Origin of the sequence: Rhodococcus erythropolis NBRC 15567 (assembly GCF_001552595.1) — a bacterium.
In the GTDB taxonomy this organism is placed as follows: domain Bacteria; phylum Actinomycetota; class Actinomycetes; order Mycobacteriales; family Mycobacteriaceae; genus Rhodococcus_F; species Rhodococcus_F erythropolis.
In genome coordinates, this window is record NZ_BCRM01000011.1 from 40646 (window position 1) to 63513 (window position 22868).

Sequence of the window (22868 nt, forward strand, 5' to 3'; positions counted from 1 at the left end):
AGATGGATCATGATCGATCGGACTGAGATCTTCAGTTCGCACCGGACTTATATCTACGGCGTGAGTTGTACATTTGATCTGAGTGATAATTGAGCACCGGTCGAGTTGACCAGTCTGCTAGACATTGTTTGCCGGGCCAAATGCTCCGGCAGTGCGACGGAGAATTTCAGCCCTCGCAGCGCACCTTTGTCGACGGCAGGTAGAGGTCGCGGGGCGTCATGTGCGCGGGCAGCTGCAAGTCCGTCACGGATGTCTTGAACGCTTAGGTCTCGGTGCAGGCGTACGCAGTCTGCCCGCGACATCTGGCGCGGGACGATCAGGTCCGGAATCCAAGCGCCCAAGGTTCGGTTCGCCTTCGCGCCTGCCCAGGTCCACCAGCGCCAGTCTTCACGCTCGTCCCGGGCGATGACGAATGATCCTTCGGTGACGGTGCCAGATCGGACGTCACGGATGCCGTCGATCGTCGTCACCGCACGACGGGTGAGGGTGACACCTTGCGGAAGCGAGCCGAGGAGAACCTCCCTCATCCCACGCGCGATTTCAAAGGAGGGACCATCGGGGATCGAGCTCCATTTGGCCTTTCCTGCGATCTCCGTGGCCTCGACGTAGCAGAATCGCCGTTTCCAATCGATATGGGTGACCGCCCAAGAACGTCCACTCAACAACAAGATTCGACGCCCTTCTACTTCATCGGTCAGCAATGCAGTTTCTACTGATCCGATTTCGTCGCGCCCGGCGAGCACCTTGAACTCCGGTGCGGCGGTGAATACGGCGAGGAGTTCCATGAAGTGTCTGCGGCCGAAGTGCTTCTCGGCTTCGAGCCCGATGAATGCGGTTCCGGAGTCCTGTTCGAGGAACCCTTCGGAGAGGAGGTGAGACATGATCTCGGGGGCAGTGTCATCAAAGAGAGGGAGTGAACCCCAGCCCTGTTGCCAATCGGTGAGTGGTACCCGCCTGGTCTGCAAGGCCGATGCAAGAATCTGTTGCGCCACAATGTGCCGAGGCTCGGGGGTGGGGAGAACTGGCTCGACCCATCCCGATGACCAGCACTGCAACATGCCGAGAGCGTCGAGGACTGCTTCTTCCGTGATGCACAGGAACAGGCAGTTACGGGTGGAACCAGGCCTCCGCCCAGTCCGACCTAGTCGTTGCAGAAAAGACGAGACCGTGCGAGGCGCGTTGATCTGGATGACGCGGTCAAGATCTCCGACATCGATGCCGAGCTCGAGAGTGGACGTTGCGACGATTACACAATCGCGCGCTTCGGCAAAGGCTTCCTCAGACTCTCGGCGCTCCGCAGCAGAGAGCGACGAGTGGGAAACGAAGGTCGTGATTCCGCGCTCTCGCAGAGACTTGCCGAGTTCCTCAGCCAGTCGTCGCGAGTCGACGAACACTAGCCGCTTCTCGCCTTTGTGCAGTGTGGCAATTACTTTGGAGGCATTCTCGACGCTGCCCACTGAGTCGACGGTAATGTCGGGTACGACAGCGTCGCCGTCAAGCGATGGCGCGATCACGAGACCGGCACGAACCGAGCCGCCTTGCAACCAGCTCAACAGCTGATCTGGATTCCCGACGGTGGCTGACATCCCGACACGCTGAAGCTTGCGGCCCAACAATGTTTCGAGGCGGGCTAGTACGGCGAGTAGATGCCACCCGCGATCGTCACCCGCGAACGCATGAACTTCATCGACGACAACTGCCTGGACACCGCCGAGTACCTCAGCTGCATCGACACCTTCAGAAACCAACATTGATTCGAGGGATTCGGGCGTCGTCAACAAAACATCCGGGCGGTCGCGCTTTATACGGCCGCGGGCGGAGGATGTCACGTCACCGTGCCAAGTTGAGGCGTCGCGTCCCATCCACTCGGCGTAACCCGCGATGCGTGGTTGAAGGTTGTTGAGCAGTGCCTTGAGCGGGCAGATGTAGAGAACAGAGATCCCGGTCCAGCGCTCCGTCTGCATACGCGTCAGCAACGGGAACATTGCAGCTTCCGTTTTGCCGCCCGCGGTAGGTGCCAACAGAATTGCGTCTGATCCGGTGCTGATGGGCGCGACCGATTCGTCCTGCAGAGGACGCAATCCGGGCCACCCGAGTGAATTGACAATGTGGTGCTGGATAACCGGATCGAGTCGGTCGAAACCGGCAGTCACAGTTCGACCTCATCAGCGCTGGTGGCCTGAACGATTTCGGCCTTCTCGCTGTCGGCGATGGTTAGCGAATAGTGTTGGCGTGGATCAAAGTCGGCGAATTGATCGACTCGGTCCAGTACGTCCGCGACAAGCTTCTTGAGGAAGATGCGTGGGGACACCCCGACTTTCCCACCGAGCTCGCCGGCAACAGCATCGGCAAGGTCGCGCAGGTAAGCGTCGTCGACCAACGTGCGGATTCGGTCCGACTCAGACGATCCATCGGCGTAGACGTCACGAACGCGGATGCCGACTTCGACGAGGCGATCAAGATCGAACCCGGTGAGCCTGATTTGGGGAGCGCGAGGATTGTCGAATCGTGCGTCCGTCCCGAAGTCTGTCTGTAGACGCTGCGCGAGCGGGGGCAATGCCTGCACCCCCAGTCGTCCGTCGTAGAACGCTGGTGTTCCGGTGATGATCAGGTAGAGGCCGGGGTAGCGGCCGGAGTCGAGCTCATCGATCCACTGCCGCAATGCATTAAGGGCCTTTGCGCGGCTGTCCGAGCGCATTCGCTGCAATGTTTCAACTTCATCGATCACCAGAACGAGGCCCGGGTGTCGTGCGCCTTTGAGGACTGCAAGGAGTCCTTGCAGAAATCCCATCGCGAGAAAATGGTCGACGTCCTGACGCACGCCGGCTACACGTTTCGCAGCGGCACCGACATGTGGTTGGCCACCGAGCCACGCGATGAGAGCATCGGCGGTTGCGGCATCGTCACGGTCGACGGCATCGCGGTAGGCGCGCAAGACCATCGGATACACCGGGGTGGCGGTGGCGACGCTGGCGAGGCGCTGTTCGAGTAGCGCCGCGATTTGCTCGGCAGTGGCTTCGTCGGCACCGGCAGCGGTGGCTGCGTCTTCTTCGATCCCGTACAGCCAAGCATCGATGACATTGCGAAACGCGCTCTTGGCGAAGGCCGAGGTCCGCAACTCTTCGATAGTCCGTCGATACACGGTCTCGAGCTTGTGCAGCGGGGTTTCGAGTTCGCTGATCTGAACTTCGGCGACGGCGAGACCACGTTGCATCGCGCGTTGCTCGACCCACCGGGAGAAGAACGTCTTACCCGAACCGTACTCGCCGCGTACGGCTTTGAAGATCGCTCCCCCCGAGGCAACGGCGTCGAGATCCTCGTCGATGGTGGTGGCGAAGCGGTCGATACCGACAGCGAGGACGTCGAGATTGCCGTCAGGCACGGTGCCCTGGCGTAGAGACTGGAGGATCTCGCGGCGACGAACCGGTGACAGGGCGGTCACTGGGGGACTCCGAACTGCTCGAACATCAGGGCAGCCTCCACTTCCAGTTCGGTGCCGTTGACACTGAGAACTACGACGCCGTCGGTGTTCAAGATCTGGGCCACGACCGACAATGCTCTACTGGCGCGTGTCGAAGGTACGCCGAGTATTTCGGCAGCGCGTCCGAGTGATAACACTCCGTTGCCGGCAATCGTCTCACGGAGAAGAGTCTCGATGGCAGCTTTTTCGAGGTTGCGTCCGAATGTCTTGTACTGCTGTGCAAACAGTGCGGTCCCGAGTAGTTCTTCCACCTTGTCGCGCCCGCCGGAAACGACGGGTGAAGCAGCCACTGTCGCGGCGGGAGTGCCGACATCGAACAGCGCATCGGATTGTGGTGACAGCTTCGGCGCAACCGTTTTCTTCCGCTTCGACGCAATAGCCGGTGCAGCGGTGACCGGTGTCTGCAGAACAACTGCTGTGCGGCTCGGTTCCCACCAGGCGGGTACCGGGGAAGGAGACACCTCGAGGCCAAGGTGTGGCGGTACGGCACCGTTGACGAGGATCGAGATGGGAATGACAGCTTCGGCTAGCGTGGCGCCGCCGTGGTAGCCGGCTTTCATCCCGGTGTACCGGAGTTGCTCGTCTACCGCGAGGACCGCGCTGTGGCTGTCGGTGAGTACACGCGGACCTTCGACCAGGACTTCGTCAATTGGCACGGAGGCTGCATCGGCGCCCGCTGCTAGACGGTATCGAGCCGAAACCTGCTGACCGCGCTGCACACTCGGCTGCTCACGACGCTCGACGACATGACCGTGGTCGCTGACAAGGACAATGGTGCGACCGACTGCTGCCGCAGCAGACAAGAGCGCATCGAGATGCTTGAAACCCGCCGTGGTCCAAGTGGTGCCGATCGGATCGGACCGATCGAGGGCGTCATCGATGTCATTGAGGACACAGGCAATGACGGGTCGGTCTTTTGTGTTTTCGACTGCGGTACGCACGTCCTGCGCGAGCGCGTTGCCGCGCGAGACTGCTTCCAGGTCCGCTTTATGGAAGAGCACCTGACCCGCGCCGCGCAATGCGTGCGATTGCAGCCACGAGGCGAATCCTCGGCGTTCCTCAGACTGTCCGCCACGTTGGAGTGCGCCGGATAGCAGTGTGCAGCGGGAGAATTCGGTAACGGTCGGCAGGGCAGCGAGAGCTGCACTGTTCGGTTCCTCGGAGACCAGGGTGCATTCTTGCCATTGGGGGCGATAGCGACGGAGTGCGTCGGCAACAACCTCGTTGGCTGCGGTGGCACCCATTCCGTCGGCGATGACGAGCAGTACCGGAGATCGAGTGGCCGTGCTGAGCGCGCTGGCACCCGGCGCAGCAACTGTGAGCGGCAGGACCACGCGGTCGAGGATGTCCTCGATGTATATGGGGGCGCCGGGGCCGTTCAGGTGATGAGTGCCGCTGGACGAGACCAGAGTCGCGAACTGTCGGTCTTGCTCTCCGCGACGGGCGCGCACAGTCGTGATGATCCGATGTGCCGCCGCCGCGAGGGTCGGGTCGTCGGCACCGACGAAGGCATCGTTGACGGCACCGTCCACCCAAGACAATTCGCTGCGGTAGTACGTCAGCCACCCGGCGAGTGTCGACGGTCGTTGGGCATCGCGGCGCGTCCACCGCAGTAGCCGTAGGGCAGCGGCGCCTACCCGGACGTCGCGTGGTGCGTCGGAGGAGTCCACTCGCGATTCACGATGTGCGACTACGTCAGCCCACGCATTTTCCACTGCCGTGAGATCCGGGTTCTGTTCGGCGGCAGCAAGAGCTGCTGCGAATCGGGCGATACGAGGCGGGCGCGCGGACGACAGGACGTCCGATCGACCAACTAACGACGTCGCCTGCAAACGGACCACCAGCTGCTCGGCCCGGCGCAGGACATCATCCGGAACGTCGGCGCCGGTAACAGCGAGGGCTGCCGTATTGCCCCAGGCGGAGAGCTGCTGCTCCGTCAAAGTGTGGTGACCGAGCTCGACTTCGAGAAGGGTTCGCACTTTGACGGTCACGTCGATCGACGTGGGGAAGGCTGCGGATGCGGCGGCGGAATCGTCGATCAGCGCGGCGACGAGCCCGAGGGGAACCAATTGCGCTGGCCCACTGGTGCGCCACACGATCGTCATTGAGCGACCGAGGGGGCCGAGGGTGCGTTCGAGCCAGAGATAGAACTGTTCGACCAAGACCGGCGCGGTCCGGTCACGCCACGCTGAAAACTCTTTGGTCCGTTCGGTATTCATTGACCACAGAGACACATGATGAGGAGTGACCTCGCTGGCAGTCAGCCCGAAATTACGTTGGGCGAGGGCCCCGAACAGGTGGTCGTTGGTCAGGACACCACCCGGGGCGGGCGGCACCGAATCACCAAGTTCGCGCAACGCGGAGCGGGCGGCGTCGTTGTCGAGGGAGAGCAGATTGAACTCTTGTCGGTTTGCCCGGAACTTCTCTCTTAGCGCGGGCCATGGATCCAGATTGGACAGCCGGCCCGAGACCAAATGATCGACAACTCCAGCGGGCAGTTCGGCCGACTCCCGATCTGTCAGGATCACAACCCAATCGAAGTGGTGTCGCTCGGTCAGCGCGTCACGAATCGCGAGCACACTCGGACCAACTCGGATCTTCACGCTCTGGCCGTCGAGCTGGAAGGCGTCGGCACCAGACCACACGGGCGCCGCGGCGAGCGCAATAACCCCGCGGCGATGCCGGCTTGCACGGAACTGACCGATCGCGGTGCGGATGCCGGCCACATCCGCCTCCGGGAGCCGCGTTGGAACTGTCACGATTCGAGCCTTGTAATAGTCACGGTAATTTTTGCGTCCGGGTAATTGTCGAGCATCTTTCGGAGCTGAGCCTCAACAGCGGACGCAGCGGTAGTGTCCGCGACTGTGATGGTCTCGGTGGTTCCACCAACTGGCTTCCGCTCTCGCTCCTCACGTTCGCGCTCAAGTTCGCGCTGGCGTTCTAGTTCCTGGCGTTGACGTTCGAACTCACGTTGGTGTTCTAGCTCCCGACGCTCGCGTTCTAGTTCCTGACGTTGGCGTTCGAGTTCGCGTTGAACTTCTAGCTCCCGACGTTTGCTCTCCTGCTCTTCGCGTTCCGTATCCGCATCGTTTCGCTTTTTTCGTCCTCTTATTGCAGCTTCTTCGAGCCAGGTATCGCGGTCACCGGCGGCACTCGCGAGAGCGGGAGGAAGGCTCTGCACTGCCTCGTGCGATTCGAATGCCTGCTGCAGTTTGGACAAAATGACACGTGCGCTCGCGGAACCCTCGTCAGTATCCGAAGTGGCTGCATCGCGGAGCACGTCCCACCGACCGAGCGGGTAGCGGATGAGAGCCTGCTCAATCGCGGCGGCAGAAGTAAGTGACTTGGACGCCTCGACGTCTGTGCCGCGTAATGGCGCATCAGCGATCGCGGCTACAAGACCGAGGTTGTCGACGTGAGTCAATCGCGTCTCGAACAGCTCGGCCAGATCGGCAGCCAGTGCGGACCGGCCCTTCTCCGGATCGATTCCAAGGTAGCTGTAGGCCTCCCCGAGTGCGTTGACGAACTGACTGCGGCCAACGAACGTAGTGCGCGCATACGAGCGCACATTGTCCGCGAACGCGGCAAGGTTCGTAGCAGTCAAATATTCGTTGACTACCAGACCGGTCCAGGTCTTCCACCGCGTGATCGCCTTGTGCCATTCGTATTGATCCGGCAACGGTTCCAGACGCAGCGCGGTGCCCCGGCGGATATCGCCTATCGAGGGCTCGTCGATCGGGCTCGAGTGCAGGAACCAGGAGCGCTTGGTTTGCGCAGCCCACGCCCCGGCAACCAGATCGATCATGTCGGACGTCAGGCCGCGCTTGGGTCCACTCGCAGCGATGGCGGTCCGCAACACCTCGATATCGACGTCGGACTGCTCGTCGATCGCCAAGCGAGAGAGTTCCTGGGTGATGCGGGTACACCACGCCGTGAACTGTTCAGGCCCGAAGATCAAGTGCGTCTCATTGGTTTTCGCGATACCGAGCGGCTCGACGACCCGGCGGGCGACGTCCCGTTCGCTACGTTCGAGCGGGAACCGACCGTCCATCTGAGACTGTGCCTCACGCAACCGTGTCAACACAGTGTTGAGTTCGCGGCGGCTGATCACCTTGTCGACGGGCGTGAATTCCGGGTGATCCGGATAGAGCGCGTCGAAGGCGTCCGTGATCAGACGGTCGACGGCTTCGCCAAGTGTGTTTCCGATCGGCGGCTGCACTGCGAAACCGGCGTGCAGAGAACGTAAGGGGGGCTGTCCTTCGGGGAACTGGGCACCACTGGCGACTCCGTAAGACACCTGGATCGCGTTGCTCAATTGCCCGAGCACCTGCGACTGCTGTTGCTGCAAGATCGAGCGGGCAGCGGCGCGGTCCGCTTCGGACAGCTCATTCGCGTACGACGCCCAACGATCACCCGCGAGCACATAGTTGAGGATGACGAGCAAACCCAACTGTCGCGTGACCTTCTCGGAGAAGAAGCTGGGCAACCAGGCCACCGTGAAGCGGTCCTGGCCAGTGCGCAGCAGCGCCTCGATACGGTCGTGGTCTTCGGACGTGGTGTGCCCGGAATCGTCGAACGGAAGATCTACGACCAGCCGCAATGCGCCGGCGGTGGTGGGCCGGAATGATTCGTCGGGAAGATACCCGCGATCGCGGACGTTACCGAACACCACCTCGACGGGGCGCTCGGTTCCCCGCCAAACCTTGTTGCGCAGCAACGCATTATCAACGGTGTGATCGACGCCGACAACACCGAAGTGCTCGGAGAGCAGGGTACGCATCAGTTCCCGGCGCCGGCCGTCCGTGTCCTCAGCTTGCGCGCGAGTGATGATGCGCTCGTAGTCGACAGACTCGAGAGTGACGGAAATGATGGGGTTCGCATCAGCAGTGACGGACAGCTCAGGGATCTCCGCAGCCCACTGCTTGACCTTGTTAGTGATCTGGCCGATCTGATCACCGGGAATGATACTGACAACGCTGCCGTGATTGAGCGACGCGAGGCGGCTGGCATCGATCTGTTTGAGCGCCGGGACGTTTGGCGCGACCGCTGACATCAGCAATGTCTTTGCGATCCGGATATCTGCGCGCAACCCTGGTGGTACGGCATCGTCGGCGGTTGTTTCTTCGATACCGGCGGTGCGGAACAACAACGGACGCAGCTTCTCGGTCCAGAGTGTGCGCGCGGTCTTGAATGTGCTTGCAGCAGCATCGTTGATCGGCGTCGAGTTTGCACTGTCGATGATGTAGTCGAATGCCTCCCCGACGGGAATGACGTTGTCGACAGTCAGACGATCAGCGTTGTCCTGCAGCATCTGCTGCATGACCTTCAGCGCCGTCCGTTCACGCTGCATCTGCCCCGACAACGCCCGCAGTGTTGCGATCAGAGCGGGGGAGAACGGGTAGGTCAGCTTGAACGCATCGGAATCGGAACCGCGGTACTGCCCGTCGGTGTTGACGCCATCAAGGAGTACATCCCAGACCTTCGGGTTGCGGTCTAGATGCGCAAAGGCATTGTCCAGAGCAGCCTGGGCCGCCGAGTCGAGGGGACGCAGCAGTCGCTTCTTTGCGATGAACGGGAGGTTCTCGTCACCAAGCTCGACATTGCCGAACCGGCCCGCTTGATGCGCAAAAGCTTGTTCGAGGGCCTGCTGAGTTGCGCCGGATTCGGATCCGGTAGCAACCCACTTTGCAAGGTCATGCTGCCGCGCGATGAACGAGGAGATCGGAACTGCAAGCCGGCCGCGGCTGGTCTCTACCAGCTTCGTGATCTTCTGAACTTCTGCATTGAACTTGTCGCGTTCTGTGATGAGGAAGGTCAACCACAACACCAACTCGTCGAGCATCAAGACAACACCGTCATAGCCCACCGACTTCGCGTGGTCGGCGATGACGGCGAGCCCGTCTTCGAGGGGAAGCCAGTCAGTATTGCGGGAGTAGCTAGTGAAGTACGAGGCGATCAGTGCCTGCTGCAAACGGGAGCGTTCCGCCGGATCCGCACCGGGGGCGGTTGCTGCTGAATAACTTTCGGCAGACCACATTCCGGTCGACTGCCCCAGAGCTGCCCAGTTCACGGCGCCCGACGGCTGCCCGCCGTCCACACCGTTGAGCGCTGCGAAGAACTTGGCCTCGCCCACCTCTGCACGACGATTATCGGCATCGGCGAACAGTCCACCGGCCGAGTGCAGCACGGGCGGCAAGGCGTTCGGGTGCAAGGCAGCGATCTGACGCAGGTACTGATCGAACAAGGCCGATTCGATGGTCTGAGAATCCAGGAAGTGGAACGTCAAACGTAGGAGTTTGGCATTCGAAATTGCTTGGTGCTGAGCAATAATCGGTTGCAGCTCAGGAATCGATAGAGCCTTCGGCGCGTGACCCAGAACGCCGTGCAGCACAGCCATGAAGTGTGACTTACCGGAGCCGAACGATCCGTTGAGGTACGCAGACTTGTTCTCCCCGGTCCGCAGCGACTCTTCGACCACGGACAACGCCTGATTGAAGGCTTCGGCAATGGCAGGGGTGACGACATACGAGTCGACGGTCGCGGCCAACCGATCTTCGGCGACAGAGTCGGACAGGCGGAGAACGTAGTCATTGGTGCCGTGCGATTCCGAGATCGCGAAAGTCTCCCGCAGAGTTCGGGCGGATGATGCGGAGTTGCCGGGGAACATCACTGCGCAGCCTTTCTGGGAGCAGCCTTGCGGGCTCGAGTGGTTTTGGCGGGACGCCAGGCTGAGAGGTCGCCGACGGGAATGCCGACAGCGGAAGCTTTTTCGTGGAGCTGTCCGGTGAGATACTCGGCCAGGTCGATCCCGAAAGTGGGGTCAACTCCGGTGTGCCACTGCTTGACCCACGGCAGAACCTCGGCGATACCCGCGACCACCGGTACCAGTTCGGTGAGCGCCGTACCCTCAGACTCGCGATAGGCGTAGATGGTGGCGAGAGCAATGCCCTGCTGAGCGTGATTCCAACCGGCCCAGCCGAGCAGCGGTGTTGGATCGGTGGCGCGGCCCGCGCCGGGGTACGAAATGAATCGTTCCTTGGGTACATCGAGCTTGCCACGGTGTGACCAGTAGGACTGTTTGACGAAATCGGCACCCGTGTACTTCGGCGGGACTGGAATATCGGTGGCCTTGATCAAGCCGGCGTCCTCGTCACGCTGTAGCGCCCAGACTCGTTCCCACTCGGCGCGCTTGCGAAGCCCGGAATCCTTGTAGCGCAATGCGGCGAGGTAGGGTACGGCCTCGTCGGAGAGAAGTTTGACGAGGGTTTCGGTAACGGGTGCGTCCTTCTTGCCGGCCCACAGATCCAGCGCCTCAATGAATTCGGCGTTCTTCTCGACATACCCAGCAAGTTCAGCCACCGACAGACTCTGTGGTGCGCCTTGTGTGGTGAACCAGAGTGACGGTTCTTCGAGTTTGTCGAGAATCCAATCCTTCAGTGCTTGCTGGAGCTTGGTATCCCACGAGTCGCCAGCCCAGCGACGCTTATATTCAGGACGTTCGAGCAATCGGATGAAGGGGTTGGATTCGATTGCAGCCAGGCGCTTCTCAAGAAGTTCACGGTACTCGGCGGGTAGGTGCGCGGGGATATCGGCGGTTGGAGTTGAACCGTGGCGCGTGAACCATTCCGACTTGTCTTCGCTGGAGGCAGTCTTGCGAGCAAGTGCAATCTCGAAGGCCCGCTGACCCAATTCGAGTCCAGGCGGATCGCCGGCTTGGAGGAACAGTTCGTCGTCGATGAGACCGTAGTATCGGTAAACTTCCCAGTCGAGTTCGTCTTGCTCGGCGATCATCATTGCGCGGATACGGCCATGTTCTGCGCGTGCCGTGTCAATGATGCTCGCTGTGGCCCCATTTCGAGCGATCGCAGCCGCAGGCTCGTGCGTGCTGAGGTGCTGTGAGAGTTGGTCAATCCTTCGTCCGCGTTCAAGTGGTGCATGCACGGGTAGCGGAAAATCCTTTAGCGTGGTCCCCGTGAATTCGAAGAACCGCTCCCACTCCTCTGATGCGATCCCGCCACCGATACCGCCGTTGCCCTTGTCGTGGCTGTTCTGCTTCAGCCAGAAGCATGCGGTCGAACTGTTGAGAGTACCCAGCAGTCGAAGGTGATCGTCCTCGGTCGCACCCTCCGGCAGCTTGATCACCGGCGCGGACTGCTTGAACACCTTGCCACCGCGGTCAAGCACAAAATGGTTATGCGTCGCAACAAAAGCGAAAGCAATTCCGAGTGGCACTCGATAGCGCTTCTTGAAAAACATGGAGTGATCGAACCACCGGAGACCGCGCTCGGTAAGCGATTGTTTGAAGTCGACGCGTCGGCTGAGAGCCGTGCGATTTAGCCATAGGACTTGCTGCGCTCTTCTATTCGGCTCACATGGGTCGCCTTCCGCGTTGTACGGGAAAAGGGTGACAAGGGTGGGGGATACAAGATAGTCACGTACATCCTCGCCGAGCGCGATTGGCATCGTATCGGCCATGTATTGACGGGTCTTCGCAGCCTCAGGTGTTACGTAGAAGGCATCGTCGAGTCCAGTGTGGGTGGTTCTTCCAATTGTGCTGGTGCGATCGCCGAGCGTCTCAGTTCGGGCCGATTCAATAGTTGAGAGCGTCTCGACGGCACCACCACCGCTCAGACTCCACGGATGGAGGCGTAGGTTCTCGCGCGGAAGATTGACGACTGAGATCCACTGGTCCTCGTAGGCAGGCAGGCTGACATGTTCGACGAGTGAGGTCCATACCTTGCCCTTCGCGGGATTGTCGGGCGCTCCTGGTTCACCCTGAATGCCGAGGACTGCGCGGGTTGTGTCATGGATGTTCGGATGGTTACGCCCAGTAATAATGACGGTCGGCGTTCCGTGACCCGGAATGTAGGCCCCGGATGTATCCGCAACGAGCCTGAGATCCTTTCGCGCAAGAAATTGTTCGATGATAGGAGCGCCGAATTCGCGTTTCATGAAGGAGTTCGAGGTGATCTGGCCGACCCATCCGGCCCGATCTCCCGATCTGGCAAGGTCGAAGAACTTCTCCATGAACGGAACCGTAAGTGCATAGGTGCCCTTGCAGAAGTGGTAAATCTCTCGGTATCGAGCGTTGAGCGCTTTGTCGCTGACGACGATGTAGGGCGGGTTACCGACGACGGCGTCATACTGGCCGGGTGCAAGGATCTTGCGTAGTAAGCCTGCGTCTTCAGTGCTGTAGGTGAACCCAGATGTAGCTGCATCCTTGTCGAACGACAGATCGCCAAAGTCGAATGCATCAGCTCCTTGTTCGGGGCCGTGGAGCAGTGAATCGCCGTTGGCGAGGTTCAATGTGAACTTGGGTGCATTCACCAATGATGTTTCGCCACAAGCCTGCAACGCCGCAACGATCAGGCGAAACTTCGCGATCGCCACTGCAAACGGGTTCAAGTCCACGCCGTAAACCGAGGCCAACGCGTTGTCGACACGGGTTCGCAGTTCCAGTCCGGGGGCGTGATGATGCCAACGCTCAACCAGACGAGCGAACGCGCCGAGTAGGAAGTGGCCGGAACCGCAGGTGGGATCGATGATCTTGAAACCCTCAAGCGGGCGGTCCTTGAGTGCGGGCTCCATGGTCTGGTCGAGGATGAATTCTTCTACAAATTCGGGGGTTTGGAGCAGGGCGTACTTCTTCTTCGCGAAGTCCGAAAGATCCTGGTAGAGGTCGCCGAGGAAGCGGGTGGAGAGTTGGTCGTCGCGGAACGTCCACATCAACTCGCCATCGTCTTCGGTGCGGCGCCAGAATGCGAGCAGCTGATGCACCGCGTCCGAGGACGGGGTGGTGATGTTGAGGGCGGCATGTCCGTCGACGAGAGATTGTGTGGCAGGGTACTGGCGCAGTGCCTCGAAGGATTGTTCCAACCACTCGCGGTAGGAGTAGTCGGGATGCTCACGGTAGAAGGAGGTTTCGGCGTCTACAGCTCGTTGGCGCAGCATTGAATCCGGATGCGTGATCCAGACTGCAGCGTCACCGAGCAGCAGGTTGTCTTCGCAGAAGCGCACGAACACGCTGGTGAGTAGCCAGCCGACAGCGGCCTGGGTGAGTTGATCTTCGGACCAATCCGTCCAGGACACAGCGGTGCGCTTTTCCTGCACAGCAGCCTGGTGAGTAGTGCGCCAACGCTCCAGCTCTGTGCTGTCAGCGGTGAGACGCGTCCGCATATCGTCAACCAGCAGGGCCAGTTGCGGCTTCAGCGCGGTCGTCAGTTGGTTTCCGGCGATCGTGGCCAATGCCATCAGACATGCTCCTTCTCATTGCGTTCCGAGGCGGTGTGGTCGGATTCTGTGGACGATTCGGCTGCAGCGAGTAGTGCGCTGAGTCCGTTCCTATCCACCTGGACAAACTGCTCAGGACTCATTCGTGTCAACGCGGTTGTGTCCACGCGGGCACCCGGTCTGCCACCGGATTCTTCAGGCTGGGGAATCAAGGCCCACACTGCATGTGCGGGCGGCGACGTGATGTCAATCCAGTTCATCAAGGCCGCTGCGAGAAGGTCGTAGCCCGCAAGCATCGACAGGTCGGTGAGAACCACTGGTCCGTCGGCCTGATTTACTGCCGCAACGAGCGTCGGAATTGCCTGCGAAACAAACCCTTTCAGATTTTCCTGTTCAGCGGCCGGGCCGGCATCTGCAGCGAGGATTGCATCCCACGGTGCGCCCGCGTGCTCAGCTACAGATCGGAGGTGACCAAGTACGACGTCAGTGACGTCGATGTGTTCTGCACTGAACCGGGTTGAGAGAGCGGTCGCGAGGTCATCGGAGACCCCCATCGGTACGCCCATTGCGCGGAAGGTGCGGTCGCGAATGCTCGTCTCGAGCAGCATCTCGATGTCGCTGCCGCGACCGTCGGGCGCGATCGATGGGCGCGCCAACCGAGTGTGAAACGTCGGGACGCTCGACAGATGTCCGGTTGCATTCTCGAATTCGTAACGGCTGCTCGACTCGTTCCAGCGGATGTTCGGCACCACGGTCTGAACGACGCCATCGAGGTCCGGGCGGCGGGGCAGCGATTTGGTGAGCTCCGGGAAGCGTGCCGTGACGCGCGACTCCAGTTCGTTGCGACTGAAAGAATCGCTCTCGGCCAAACCGTGAAGCACGAGTTTCAGTGCGTCAGTGATCGGCAGTGCGACGGAGTGCAGTTCGTCGCGCGCGGACAAAGTGACCTCGGTCGACGCGGCCGTGCCGATCCGCAGCAGCGTATGCCCGGGTATCTCCACGTCGCTAGGAGCGATGTCCAAGATCGTCGACGCAACTGCGCGCAGCGGAAGCTCCGCGTCAGCAGGTCTGATCAGGAGGGAGCCCTGCATGCCCGCGTCTGTTATCAGTTTTTCGACCGCGGAAGCCAACCCGGCAGTGAGTTTGCGGGGTACAGCGGCGGTAGAAATCATCGCGACAGTGCCGGAACCGTGACGTCGCACAAGCTGCAACTTCGTGTCGACCCGTTCGTGGACGGTATTGGCGCCTTCGTCTCCCTCGGTCGCTGGAGGAGGGGAAGCCAGTAAAAGGCGCAATACGCCGAGCGAGGTGCGCTGCGAATTGTCGACGCCATCGGAATGCAATGCACCGGTAAGCTCGCGAGCCAACAACTCGGGAGTGGAAGCGCCACCGGAGGATTCGAGCAGCGCCTGTCCACGACGATAGAGATACTGCACTGTCGCTGCAAGCTGGGGATTTTTCGACCACATCTCGGTGAATTCACCGAAGATCTGTGCGACGCGCCCCGGCGTGACGTGTGCGAGTAAGGCCAAGGATTGATAGGTCGCAAACGGATCAGCAGGGCTGTCCTCGTGGCTGCCGAGAACAAGTTCCACCACCTGTCGGCGGCTGGTTGACCGTTTACTGCCTGCGGCGCGGGCGAACTCGGCGGCGAGAACTCCCAACGACGAATACGTTGCAGGCTGCGGGGCTGCAGGCACTGATTCAGGTTGAGCAGGTTTGGTGCGTGTAGGGGCAGGAGTGCGAGGCTCTGTGGGCTTAGTCTTGAACAGCGATTCCCAGGCTGTACGCATTGCCGCGGCCGTATCGAAACGGTCTTTGATGCTACGTGCGAGCGCCGTGCGGAAGAACTCGGAAAGTGCTTCGGCGCGGGTGTTCGAGAGACCGCTCGACGTGAAGTCTTCGACCGTGATCGCGACATCGTCGGTGAGTACTGTGGGATCGCTCACCCCGTCGCCGTAGGTGGGCGTCGCTGTAGTTGCCATCTCGTACAGCACAACTGCGGCCGAGTAGCGTTCGGCTGCCGAATCGTAGGCCTGGCGAATCCCAGTTCCTAGGAACGGGTCTCGATAGGGAGGCGTACCGGCATCCAGCTGATCGACCGGTGCGCGGGACAACGAAAAATCAAACAAAGCCAAGCGCACTTTGGCGGCCCGGGCTTTGCGCTCCGGTCGGGACAAGCCCAGGTTCGACGGCTTGATATCACGATGAGTGATACCGGCAGCATCGAGTGCCACCACGGCATTGAGCAGTTCGAGACCCCAGGTGCGCAGCTGCGACTCGGCAAGTGGCGTATATCGGATGACGTCAGCCAGCGTTTTGTCACCACAATTGCTGAGCAGCAGAGCAGTTCGTTGAGCTTCGAGCTCTAGTGGACCCTCGATCAGCTCGACCACACCCGGCACCGCCGGATTCTGCTGGGCCAGTTGGGTGAGAACCTCGGCCTCTTCACGCAGCCGCGACGTTGCGCTGTTGTCGAGACCGACCTTGAGGACCCGCAACCGGCCGTCGTAGTCATGATCAGCGACGAGGATCCCGCGGGCGGTGGACCCTGCCCCCAAAATTTGAACTACCTCGAAACGATCGGAAAGTAGCGCACCGGTCGGAGGATTCAGCGGGTCGATCTCGGGGAGCGACGGCGACGGGTTTTGGAATGAACGGTACGCAGCCAGCTTCGTAGCGAACTGCTGCGCGCCAAAATTTGGCTGACCATTCTTTTTGTCGGTCTCCACCCGGGTTGACACTGAAGGATGCGTTGCGTGCAGCACCAGGTCGCGCAGTGTCTCGTCCACGAAGCGTCCGCCGGAAGCTGCTAGGTCAAGCCCTTGTTCTTGCCGCAGTCGCTCCAAGAGTGCTGCGCGATCGCGGGCAGGCGCCTGGCCGCCGGACAGTAAGAAGTAAGCCAAAGCGCCCAGAGAAAACACGTCCAGAGCCGTGCGGTCAGCGTCAGGCGCCCACCTGTCCTCCGGCGCCTGATAGACCTCGTCGGTCGGGGTGCCACCCGGCGCCAGCGCCGTGCCGAGCATGGTGGCGGAACGAGTTTCGCCGCTGTGCACACGGCCAGCCCACGACCAGTCGACCAGTCTCACCACGACCGACCCCGCGTCGAGTTTGTCGGTGTCGATCAAGACGGTGCTGGGTCCAAGACCACGATGAGCTACGTGGTTGCGGTGGGCATAGGACAGTGCTTCAGCCACCTGAGTGAGGACCGAGAGTTGCTGTTCGGCGGTGAGAGTCCTTGTCGCGAGCGCCAAGTCGAGTGCCTCGAGTCCCGGGATGTCCGGGTAGACGAGCACGGTGTTTCCGTCGTCGTCCTGCACCAGATCGCGGGGTACGACGATGGACTCGTGACGTAATGAGCTCAGCAGTGAATATTCGCGTTGCATTCGACGATGCGCAGCCGCGCGAGCATGAACCGGGGTGCCCGGACGGAACGAGACGATGCGAGCACGGCCCTCTTCGTCGGTGCCCTTGTGCTTCGCTGACCATTCCTGCCAGTCATCGCCGTTGGCGAGCGGTGCACCGGAAATTGTCCAGGAGCCGGCATCACGCTCCGTGCGACGCGCGATACCGAGGTTCTTGAGAGCCAGAGCGATGATGACGCTGATATCTTCGTCGACGCGGCGACCGTCGGTAGGGGGCTCGAGAAGCCTCGTGGAAATACCCGGCAGCTTGGTTTGATCTTCACGGCCATCGATACCAAATAGACCGGACTTCGCAAGGTCCGGCATTTCAACATCAAACGGTGCGCCGTGAAGGAATACGGATTCTTGAGTGAAGGGAAGAGCCTGGCGCACTTTCGCGGGATTGAGGCCATTTTCTAGAGCGACCTTGCGAGCTTCTTCTTCGATGCGCGACGCGAGGCGTTGCGCTTTGCGACGAGTAAGGAGGAGTGGAGACTTCTGGGTGCGGATCTTTCCACTCGGTAATGTGCGAACCCAATTAGTTTCAGTACCGCGCAGGGTTCCTACAAAATGCTTGAGCTCAACCAGATGTAACCGGCGCCGACCGAGCACCAACGCGTCGATTTCATGCCAGAGTCCATGGTTGTCCATGAACTCGAAATTGGTCCACACCCGATAAGGCGATGCATTGGGGATGAGGTCGTGAAGGAACTGAAGACCCTCGGTTTCGTGCGCAAATGCAGACTTCGAGACCTCAACCCATCGGTCATTTCCTTGTGTCACGTCACCGTCCCACTGCTCTCGTACGTTGCGGCCGACGGCGGTCGCGTACTTTGCTGACGAGCCTATCAATCGTTGCTGGCGAAACCGGCACCGGCGCAACGACGCCACGCATGCCGATTTCGGACTCTATCTGGTGGTGGCGAGCCGTTCGACGATGCTGTCGAAGGTGACGGGCGTCAGTCCCTCTCGGTGCAACGACACCTCAGCGCTGAGCCACCGTCGCCGACTGTCGCCAGTGAGCTGGCCGAGCTGGTACAAGCGTCCCTCTACGGCATCCGGTGTTGTCCCGTACTTGTGGGCCCAGTCATGAACGTCCGCGCAATAGCGCACATAGTCTGTAGTGCGCTTTGTGCTGGAGTACGACTGGCCGGTGATGGTAGGTAGGGCCGATTCGACATGGGCGTCGAAGATCAAGCAGCGGGGATCCACGGACTCCCGATTGCCGGTGAAGTAGAGAATCTTGGTAAAGAACGCGGGACCGAGGCGGTTGATCTTCGTTTCCACAAAAGCTCGGTACGCGCTCGTGCTATCGCCGGCATAACTGGCGAGTGATGCCGTTCGAACGGCATGGACTAGTCGTAGGCGTCCGGCCTCGTCTTGCGCTGAATGCGCAATCTGGCCTGCGTTCCGAAAGTTACCCATTACACCCCATGCGAGCGCGTGCCAGAAGAGTCGGAGATGGTCGTCGTCTGAATCGGACTTGCGGGCAATTTCGGCCATATCGAAGAGGAGATCTCGGCTGATCACGTCGAATTCGACAAGGATGTTGTATTTGGCCCACTGCTTGGGATTGACGGCACCAGGCGCGAGAACATCTGTGAACCTGGGTGAACTCATCAAATCAGCTATGCCAGCTGGGGATTCATGCCACATGTATCGGCCGCCTTAGTTGTGGATGGGCCGTGACGGCCGGATACGCATGATGTCGTGGTTTGGTCGTGACTCGTTACCTCTCGGCGGCGGTGGGTGATTTCGGGCGCCGGCTACTGTATGAGTGTCGCAGTCAACCTCGAGGAGGGAAGTGGATATTGGCGCCGTTGGCGATTTCTGAGTTTATCGACCCAACACCAGCGGCTTTGGCAGAGCAGTGGACGTCGGTATTGGCACGCCAAATTCCTCCGCCAAAAACGAACCAAGTGAACTTTGTGCCATCCGAAGTGGTGCTGTCGCTATGCGCTTCCTTGTTGGTCGACCACAGCAGGTTCGGTAGCGGGTCCGCTCATCGTGCAGGCATGCCTGTGCAACACCTGGCGCGATTGTTCAAGCGTCCACCGACCAGCTTCATTGCGAAGATGGCAAACCTCGACGGGAGTCGCAGCAACGGGGGTCGGCACGAAGTCGAAGTTGCGGCGCGGATGCTCTCAGACAGCGAGCTTCTTCAAGACGTCTACCTGCGAATCCTGCGGTCGGCCAGGCTACACGGAATCGACGAAGTTGCTTTGCCGGACTTTCTTGGCCTCGAGCACGGCGAAGTACTGTGGCTCGCTGGTCAGGAAGAGCTGGTCGAGAGCGAGATCGAGAAGTCATTGGAACTGACTCTCGAAAAGTGGTCCAAAGCGCGCGACGATATTCCGATAGAAACCACGCAGCGGTTGCTAACATCCACCGTGCGAGTGGGGCAGCACCGATTCGCAGAAGGCGTGCTTCGTAATCACCAGCACCGATGCGTGTTTTGTGGACTCAGCGCGAATATCGGCGGACGCCGCCGTCCACGTCTTCTCACCGCGAGTCACATAAAACCTTGGCGTGACAGCACCGGCAAGGAACGCCTCGACCACCGGAATGGTTTCACCGCCTGCCCGACCCACGACGTCGCCTTTGACACAGGACTGATCACCGTCGACAAGGAACTCAACCTTCACTACGCACCTGGTGTCGAGAACGAGATGCTGACCGAAGGCCCGCTGCGCGCGGCGCTCGGAAAGCCACCGCTCACAGACCGTTTGATACTGCCCGATGCTGCCGACCGGCCAGACATCGCCTACCTGGACTGGCATCGTACGCAGATTTACGTCGCATCCTGAAGTTTAGGTTGTGGCCGATGAATTGGGCATCCAGGAGCAGCTTTCGCGGTGCCGGTGGAGAGCACCCCGATCTGGGTGGTGAGCTAGGTTGGCGGGCAACCGAAGTGGCATGCCATCGATAGACTCGTACTCCGTGCCCGTCAGCTTGGGATCGACTCGGATAAGGAAATTCTCGTCCACGGTGATGCGTCGGAGATCGAACAACGTGTGGAGATCGGCACGCAGCAGAAGCCCGTTGGTTACGTGATGCGTGTTCTCACCAAAGTAGCGGTCGATATGAGCAGCTTCGAGCACTGATGGCACTGAGGTTGCGGTCATAGCGCAGGCACCGTGGTAGTTGTCCATGAGAGATTTCCGAAACGCAGCCTGGCCTTGGCGAATCACGATCAAGCGCTCGGCTCGCTTGCGCATGTCCTCGCCTTGGACGTACGGGTCGTCGATTCGTGAGGGAACCACAGACGAGTCGACGGTGATAGTCGTCGCATACGGCCCGATGGTGCGGTCAGTTTGGGAGGCGAATAGTGATCGCAAGTAATCGACTTGCTGTGTGGTTTGGAATTCGCGGGGAGCTTGCGCCGTGAATGCGGTCCCGAGCAGCTTCTGCGCCTCGCCCCAGCGGGGGTCGACGGTTCTCTGTGTGTTGACCAGCTGGAAGTGGAACCTGTACTTGTAGCCGTAGTTCGGATCGGTCCAAGGAAGCGTGCTTGGATCCACGACTTCCACTCCCGAGGACACAATTCCCCAGCCGGCCATGCCTGCATGCGCGACCTTGGGCTTCTCGCCGGAAAGCCAGAAGAAAACGTCGTCGCCTTGTTGGATATTGAAACGCTTGGGCATGTCCCAGAAGCTATTGGCTTGGGCGATCTCCCAGTTCTCAAGCTTATCGCCGTCTATCGGAACTATCCAAGCGGACATTTAGTCATGCACCTATCCGGTATCGCACCGGGTGGAGGCATGTCCTGTGGCGGAAGCCTGTCGGGCCGAGCTCGTTTTCTGTTAGAAGTGTGTTTCGAACGGAAGGTCAGAGGTGTTCGCTCACCAACGAACGCAAAGCTTTTCGAGTTTCTTCGTCTGTCGAGTAGATGACAGTTCCAACCATGCCTCGGGTGAGCAGAACTTTGTAGATGTTGCGGATCAAGCGGTTGAACCGTACGTCACCGATCTTCTTCGTGTTTTTGAGATCCGGGTCGCGGTTGGCGGTGCGCACCGTGGTGAATGCGCCGTTGCGCCAGACAATGTCAGGTCCAAGAATGACACCGTTCCAGTCGTATTCGAACCCCTGCGCGGTGTAGACGCATCCAACTTGACCGAAGCCTCCGTCTTCCGTAGCCCAAAGCGGGGCCGGAGGTGCGTCTCCGATTCTTCTGTCACTCTTGCTGTTCCAGGGACGGGACCAGTTGTCGATCTCTACGTCCGCCACGAGAGTGCCATCTTTCTCGGCGTTGCTCCATGGCCAGCAGTACCCGGCCGTCATGCGAGCCGAGTATCCACGTTCGATCTGTTGTGACAGCAGATGTTCCATCTCCTGCGGTGTGTCGGCGATACGAACCGAGAACTGCGGATCGCCAGCCCAGGCTACGGGCTCACCTTCTGCCAGTCCGAGAAGCTGTTTGACCCAGAGAACGTACTCTTCGCTACCACCACAACGGAATTGCTCGCCGAGGTGAACGTGCTGCGTTTCCAGTCCGAGTGACTTTGCGTGGCGCTCGATCTGCTCCAACGATCCCATTTCGCCGGGGCGCACCACCTGGAACTCGTCGAGTAGGAAAACGGGGACGCGGGCCGCTGCCATCAGCTCGTCGAGCTGGGGACGCTCGGTTCGTAGCTCGGCTTTGGTGTAGCGGTCTACCGAGGTTTCTCGAATACGATGTGCCTCGTCGAGGACAAGCACGTCCAGACCATTGCGATCAGCAGTCATGAACTGGTTGAAGTACTTGAACATCTTCTGCACGCGTGGGGCTCGGGCACCCGCCACCTTGCGCAGTGTTTGAGTGAACGATCGGGAACCTGTGGCGTGCAACACCGTTCGACCACGCCGTGCGAGTTCACCGACTAGCGACAGTGCGACGACACTTTTTCCACTGCCAGGCCCACCGGTGACGATGATGACTCGCTTGTGATCGAGTTGGTGAGCTTGATCCACCGCGTGGAGTACTAGGTCAACAGCGAGTTGCTGCTCACCTAAGAGGTGGAACTGCGGTCGATCGCGAACCTCGGCGGCAGCTACCTTGAGCAATTGTTGAGAGGGTGCCACTGCGGAGCGGATCAAAGTATCACCGGCAGTGTGTCCGGACGACTCAGAGGAGAGTCGAGTTTTGAGGAAGGATTGCATATCTCCGCGGTCGGCTCCGGTAAACAACCGGCCGCCGAGGGAGACGGGATACGACCGTAGTTCTGCGACGGCTGCGGGATCCGTGGCGTTGTGGAGGTAGGCCACGCCGGCAACCGCATCGGGCTGATCGGCAAGAGCCTTCGCGAAGTCTGACAGATACTCGCAGTAGCCCTTGACCTGTGCGACAGGGTGCAGTTTGGGGCCACCGGGCATCCCCGGCACATCGATGAGGTCAATGCTGCCTTCATATCGTTGGGCGGCCGACCATTGCTTGAGTTCCACCACGACATATGACGGTCGGCCGGTAGTCGGATGTAGTCCGGCCAGTACGACATCAGCGCGCTGAGACGTGAGAGGTAAGTGGTACTCGACCAACATCTCGACGCCGCCCAGACCGGCTTCGATCAAATCACTGGCTAGAACGGGAAGGCTGCGGCTCCACGACTTCTGCTCCGATTCACTTGCGCGCCGGCCGGTACGAAACAGCATTTGTTCCAACAGCTGTTCCACCAAGGAATCAGGATTCGCCATCGCGCCAATCCTGTGGGCAGAAGTACGAAGCAAGGTCACAGTGAGATCCCCCAGGCAGCACGAATCGAGTCGTGCGGGTGGGG

General features: G+C 60.3%; 10 protein-coding genes. 1 reads left to right on the plus strand and 9 read right to left on the minus strand.

Features of this window, described 5'->3' with window-relative positions; translation table 11 throughout:
* Positions 1-53: 53 nt before the first annotated feature.
* The 7 genes from RE4_RS16510 to RE4_RS16540 all read right to left on the minus strand — a co-directional run bounded on the left by RE4_RS16510 (position 54) and on the right by RE4_RS16540 (position 18735).
* The gene (locus tag RE4_RS16510; protein ID WP_024488152.1) at positions 54-2153 is read right to left on the minus strand and encodes a DEAD/DEAH box helicase; all 2100 of its coding nucleotides are present in this window, start codon (positions 2151-2153) and stop codon (positions 54-56) included.
* Positions 2150-3442, minus strand: a complete 1293-nt coding sequence (gene brxD, locus RE4_RS16515; protein WP_024488153.1) for a BREX system ATP-binding protein BrxD — start codon at positions 3440-3442, stop codon at positions 2150-2152. Before brxD ends, RE4_RS16510 begins: the two co-directional genes overlap by 4 nt.
* Positions 3439-6240 carry a BREX-2 system phosphatase PglZ gene (pglZ, locus tag RE4_RS16520; RefSeq protein WP_060938966.1) on the minus strand — a complete coding sequence of 934 codons (2802 nt, stop codon included), beginning with the start codon at positions 6238-6240 and terminating at the stop codon, positions 3439-3441. The genes brxD and pglZ overlap by 4 nt, the downstream gene beginning before the upstream one ends.
* Positions 6237-10148: a DUF6079 family protein gene (locus RE4_RS16525; RefSeq protein WP_238077028.1), complete on the minus strand. Its 3912-nt coding sequence runs from the start codon at positions 10146-10148 to the stop codon at positions 6237-6239. Before RE4_RS16525 ends, pglZ begins: the two co-directional genes overlap by 4 nt.
* Positions 10148-13732: a BREX-2 system adenine-specific DNA-methyltransferase PglX gene (gene pglX / locus RE4_RS16530; protein ID WP_060938967.1), complete on the minus strand. Its 3585-nt coding sequence runs from the start codon at positions 13730-13732 to the stop codon at positions 10148-10150. The genes RE4_RS16525 and pglX overlap by 1 nt, the downstream gene beginning before the upstream one ends.
* Complete coding sequence (locus RE4_RS16535) at positions 13732-17898, minus strand: protein kinase domain-containing protein (RefSeq protein ID WP_060939026.1); 4167 nt, start codon at positions 17896-17898, stop codon at positions 13732-13734. The genes pglX and RE4_RS16535 overlap by 1 nt, the downstream gene beginning before the upstream one ends.
* Positions 17899-18024: 126 nt before the next feature.
* Complete coding sequence (locus RE4_RS16540) at positions 18025-18735, minus strand: 8-oxoguanine DNA glycosylase OGG fold protein (protein ID WP_060938968.1); 711 nt, start codon at positions 18733-18735, stop codon at positions 18025-18027.
* A gap of 101 nt (positions 18736-18836) precedes the next feature.
* On the opposite strand from RE4_RS16540, the gene RE4_RS16545 reads away from it, so the two are divergent.
* A complete protein-coding gene (locus tag RE4_RS16545) occupies positions 18837-19922 on the plus strand; it encodes an HNH endonuclease (RefSeq protein WP_238077031.1) in 1086 nt (361 codons plus the stop codon).
* A gap of 3 nt (positions 19923-19925) precedes the next feature.
* Here RE4_RS16545 and RE4_RS16550 read toward each other — a convergent pair whose 3' ends face one another.
* Together RE4_RS16550 and RE4_RS16555 are read right to left on the minus strand one after the other, a co-directional pair.
* Positions 19926-20837, minus strand: coding sequence for an HNH endonuclease (locus tag RE4_RS16550; protein WP_024488206.1), 912 nt, complete (start codon positions 20835-20837; stop codon positions 19926-19928).
* A gap of 106 nt (positions 20838-20943) precedes the next feature.
* Positions 20944-22824 carry a DNA/RNA helicase domain-containing protein gene (locus RE4_RS16555; RefSeq protein WP_367187211.1) on the minus strand — a complete coding sequence of 627 codons (1881 nt, stop codon included), beginning with the start codon at positions 22822-22824 and terminating at the stop codon, positions 20944-20946.
* Positions 22825-22868 lie beyond the last annotated feature (44 nt).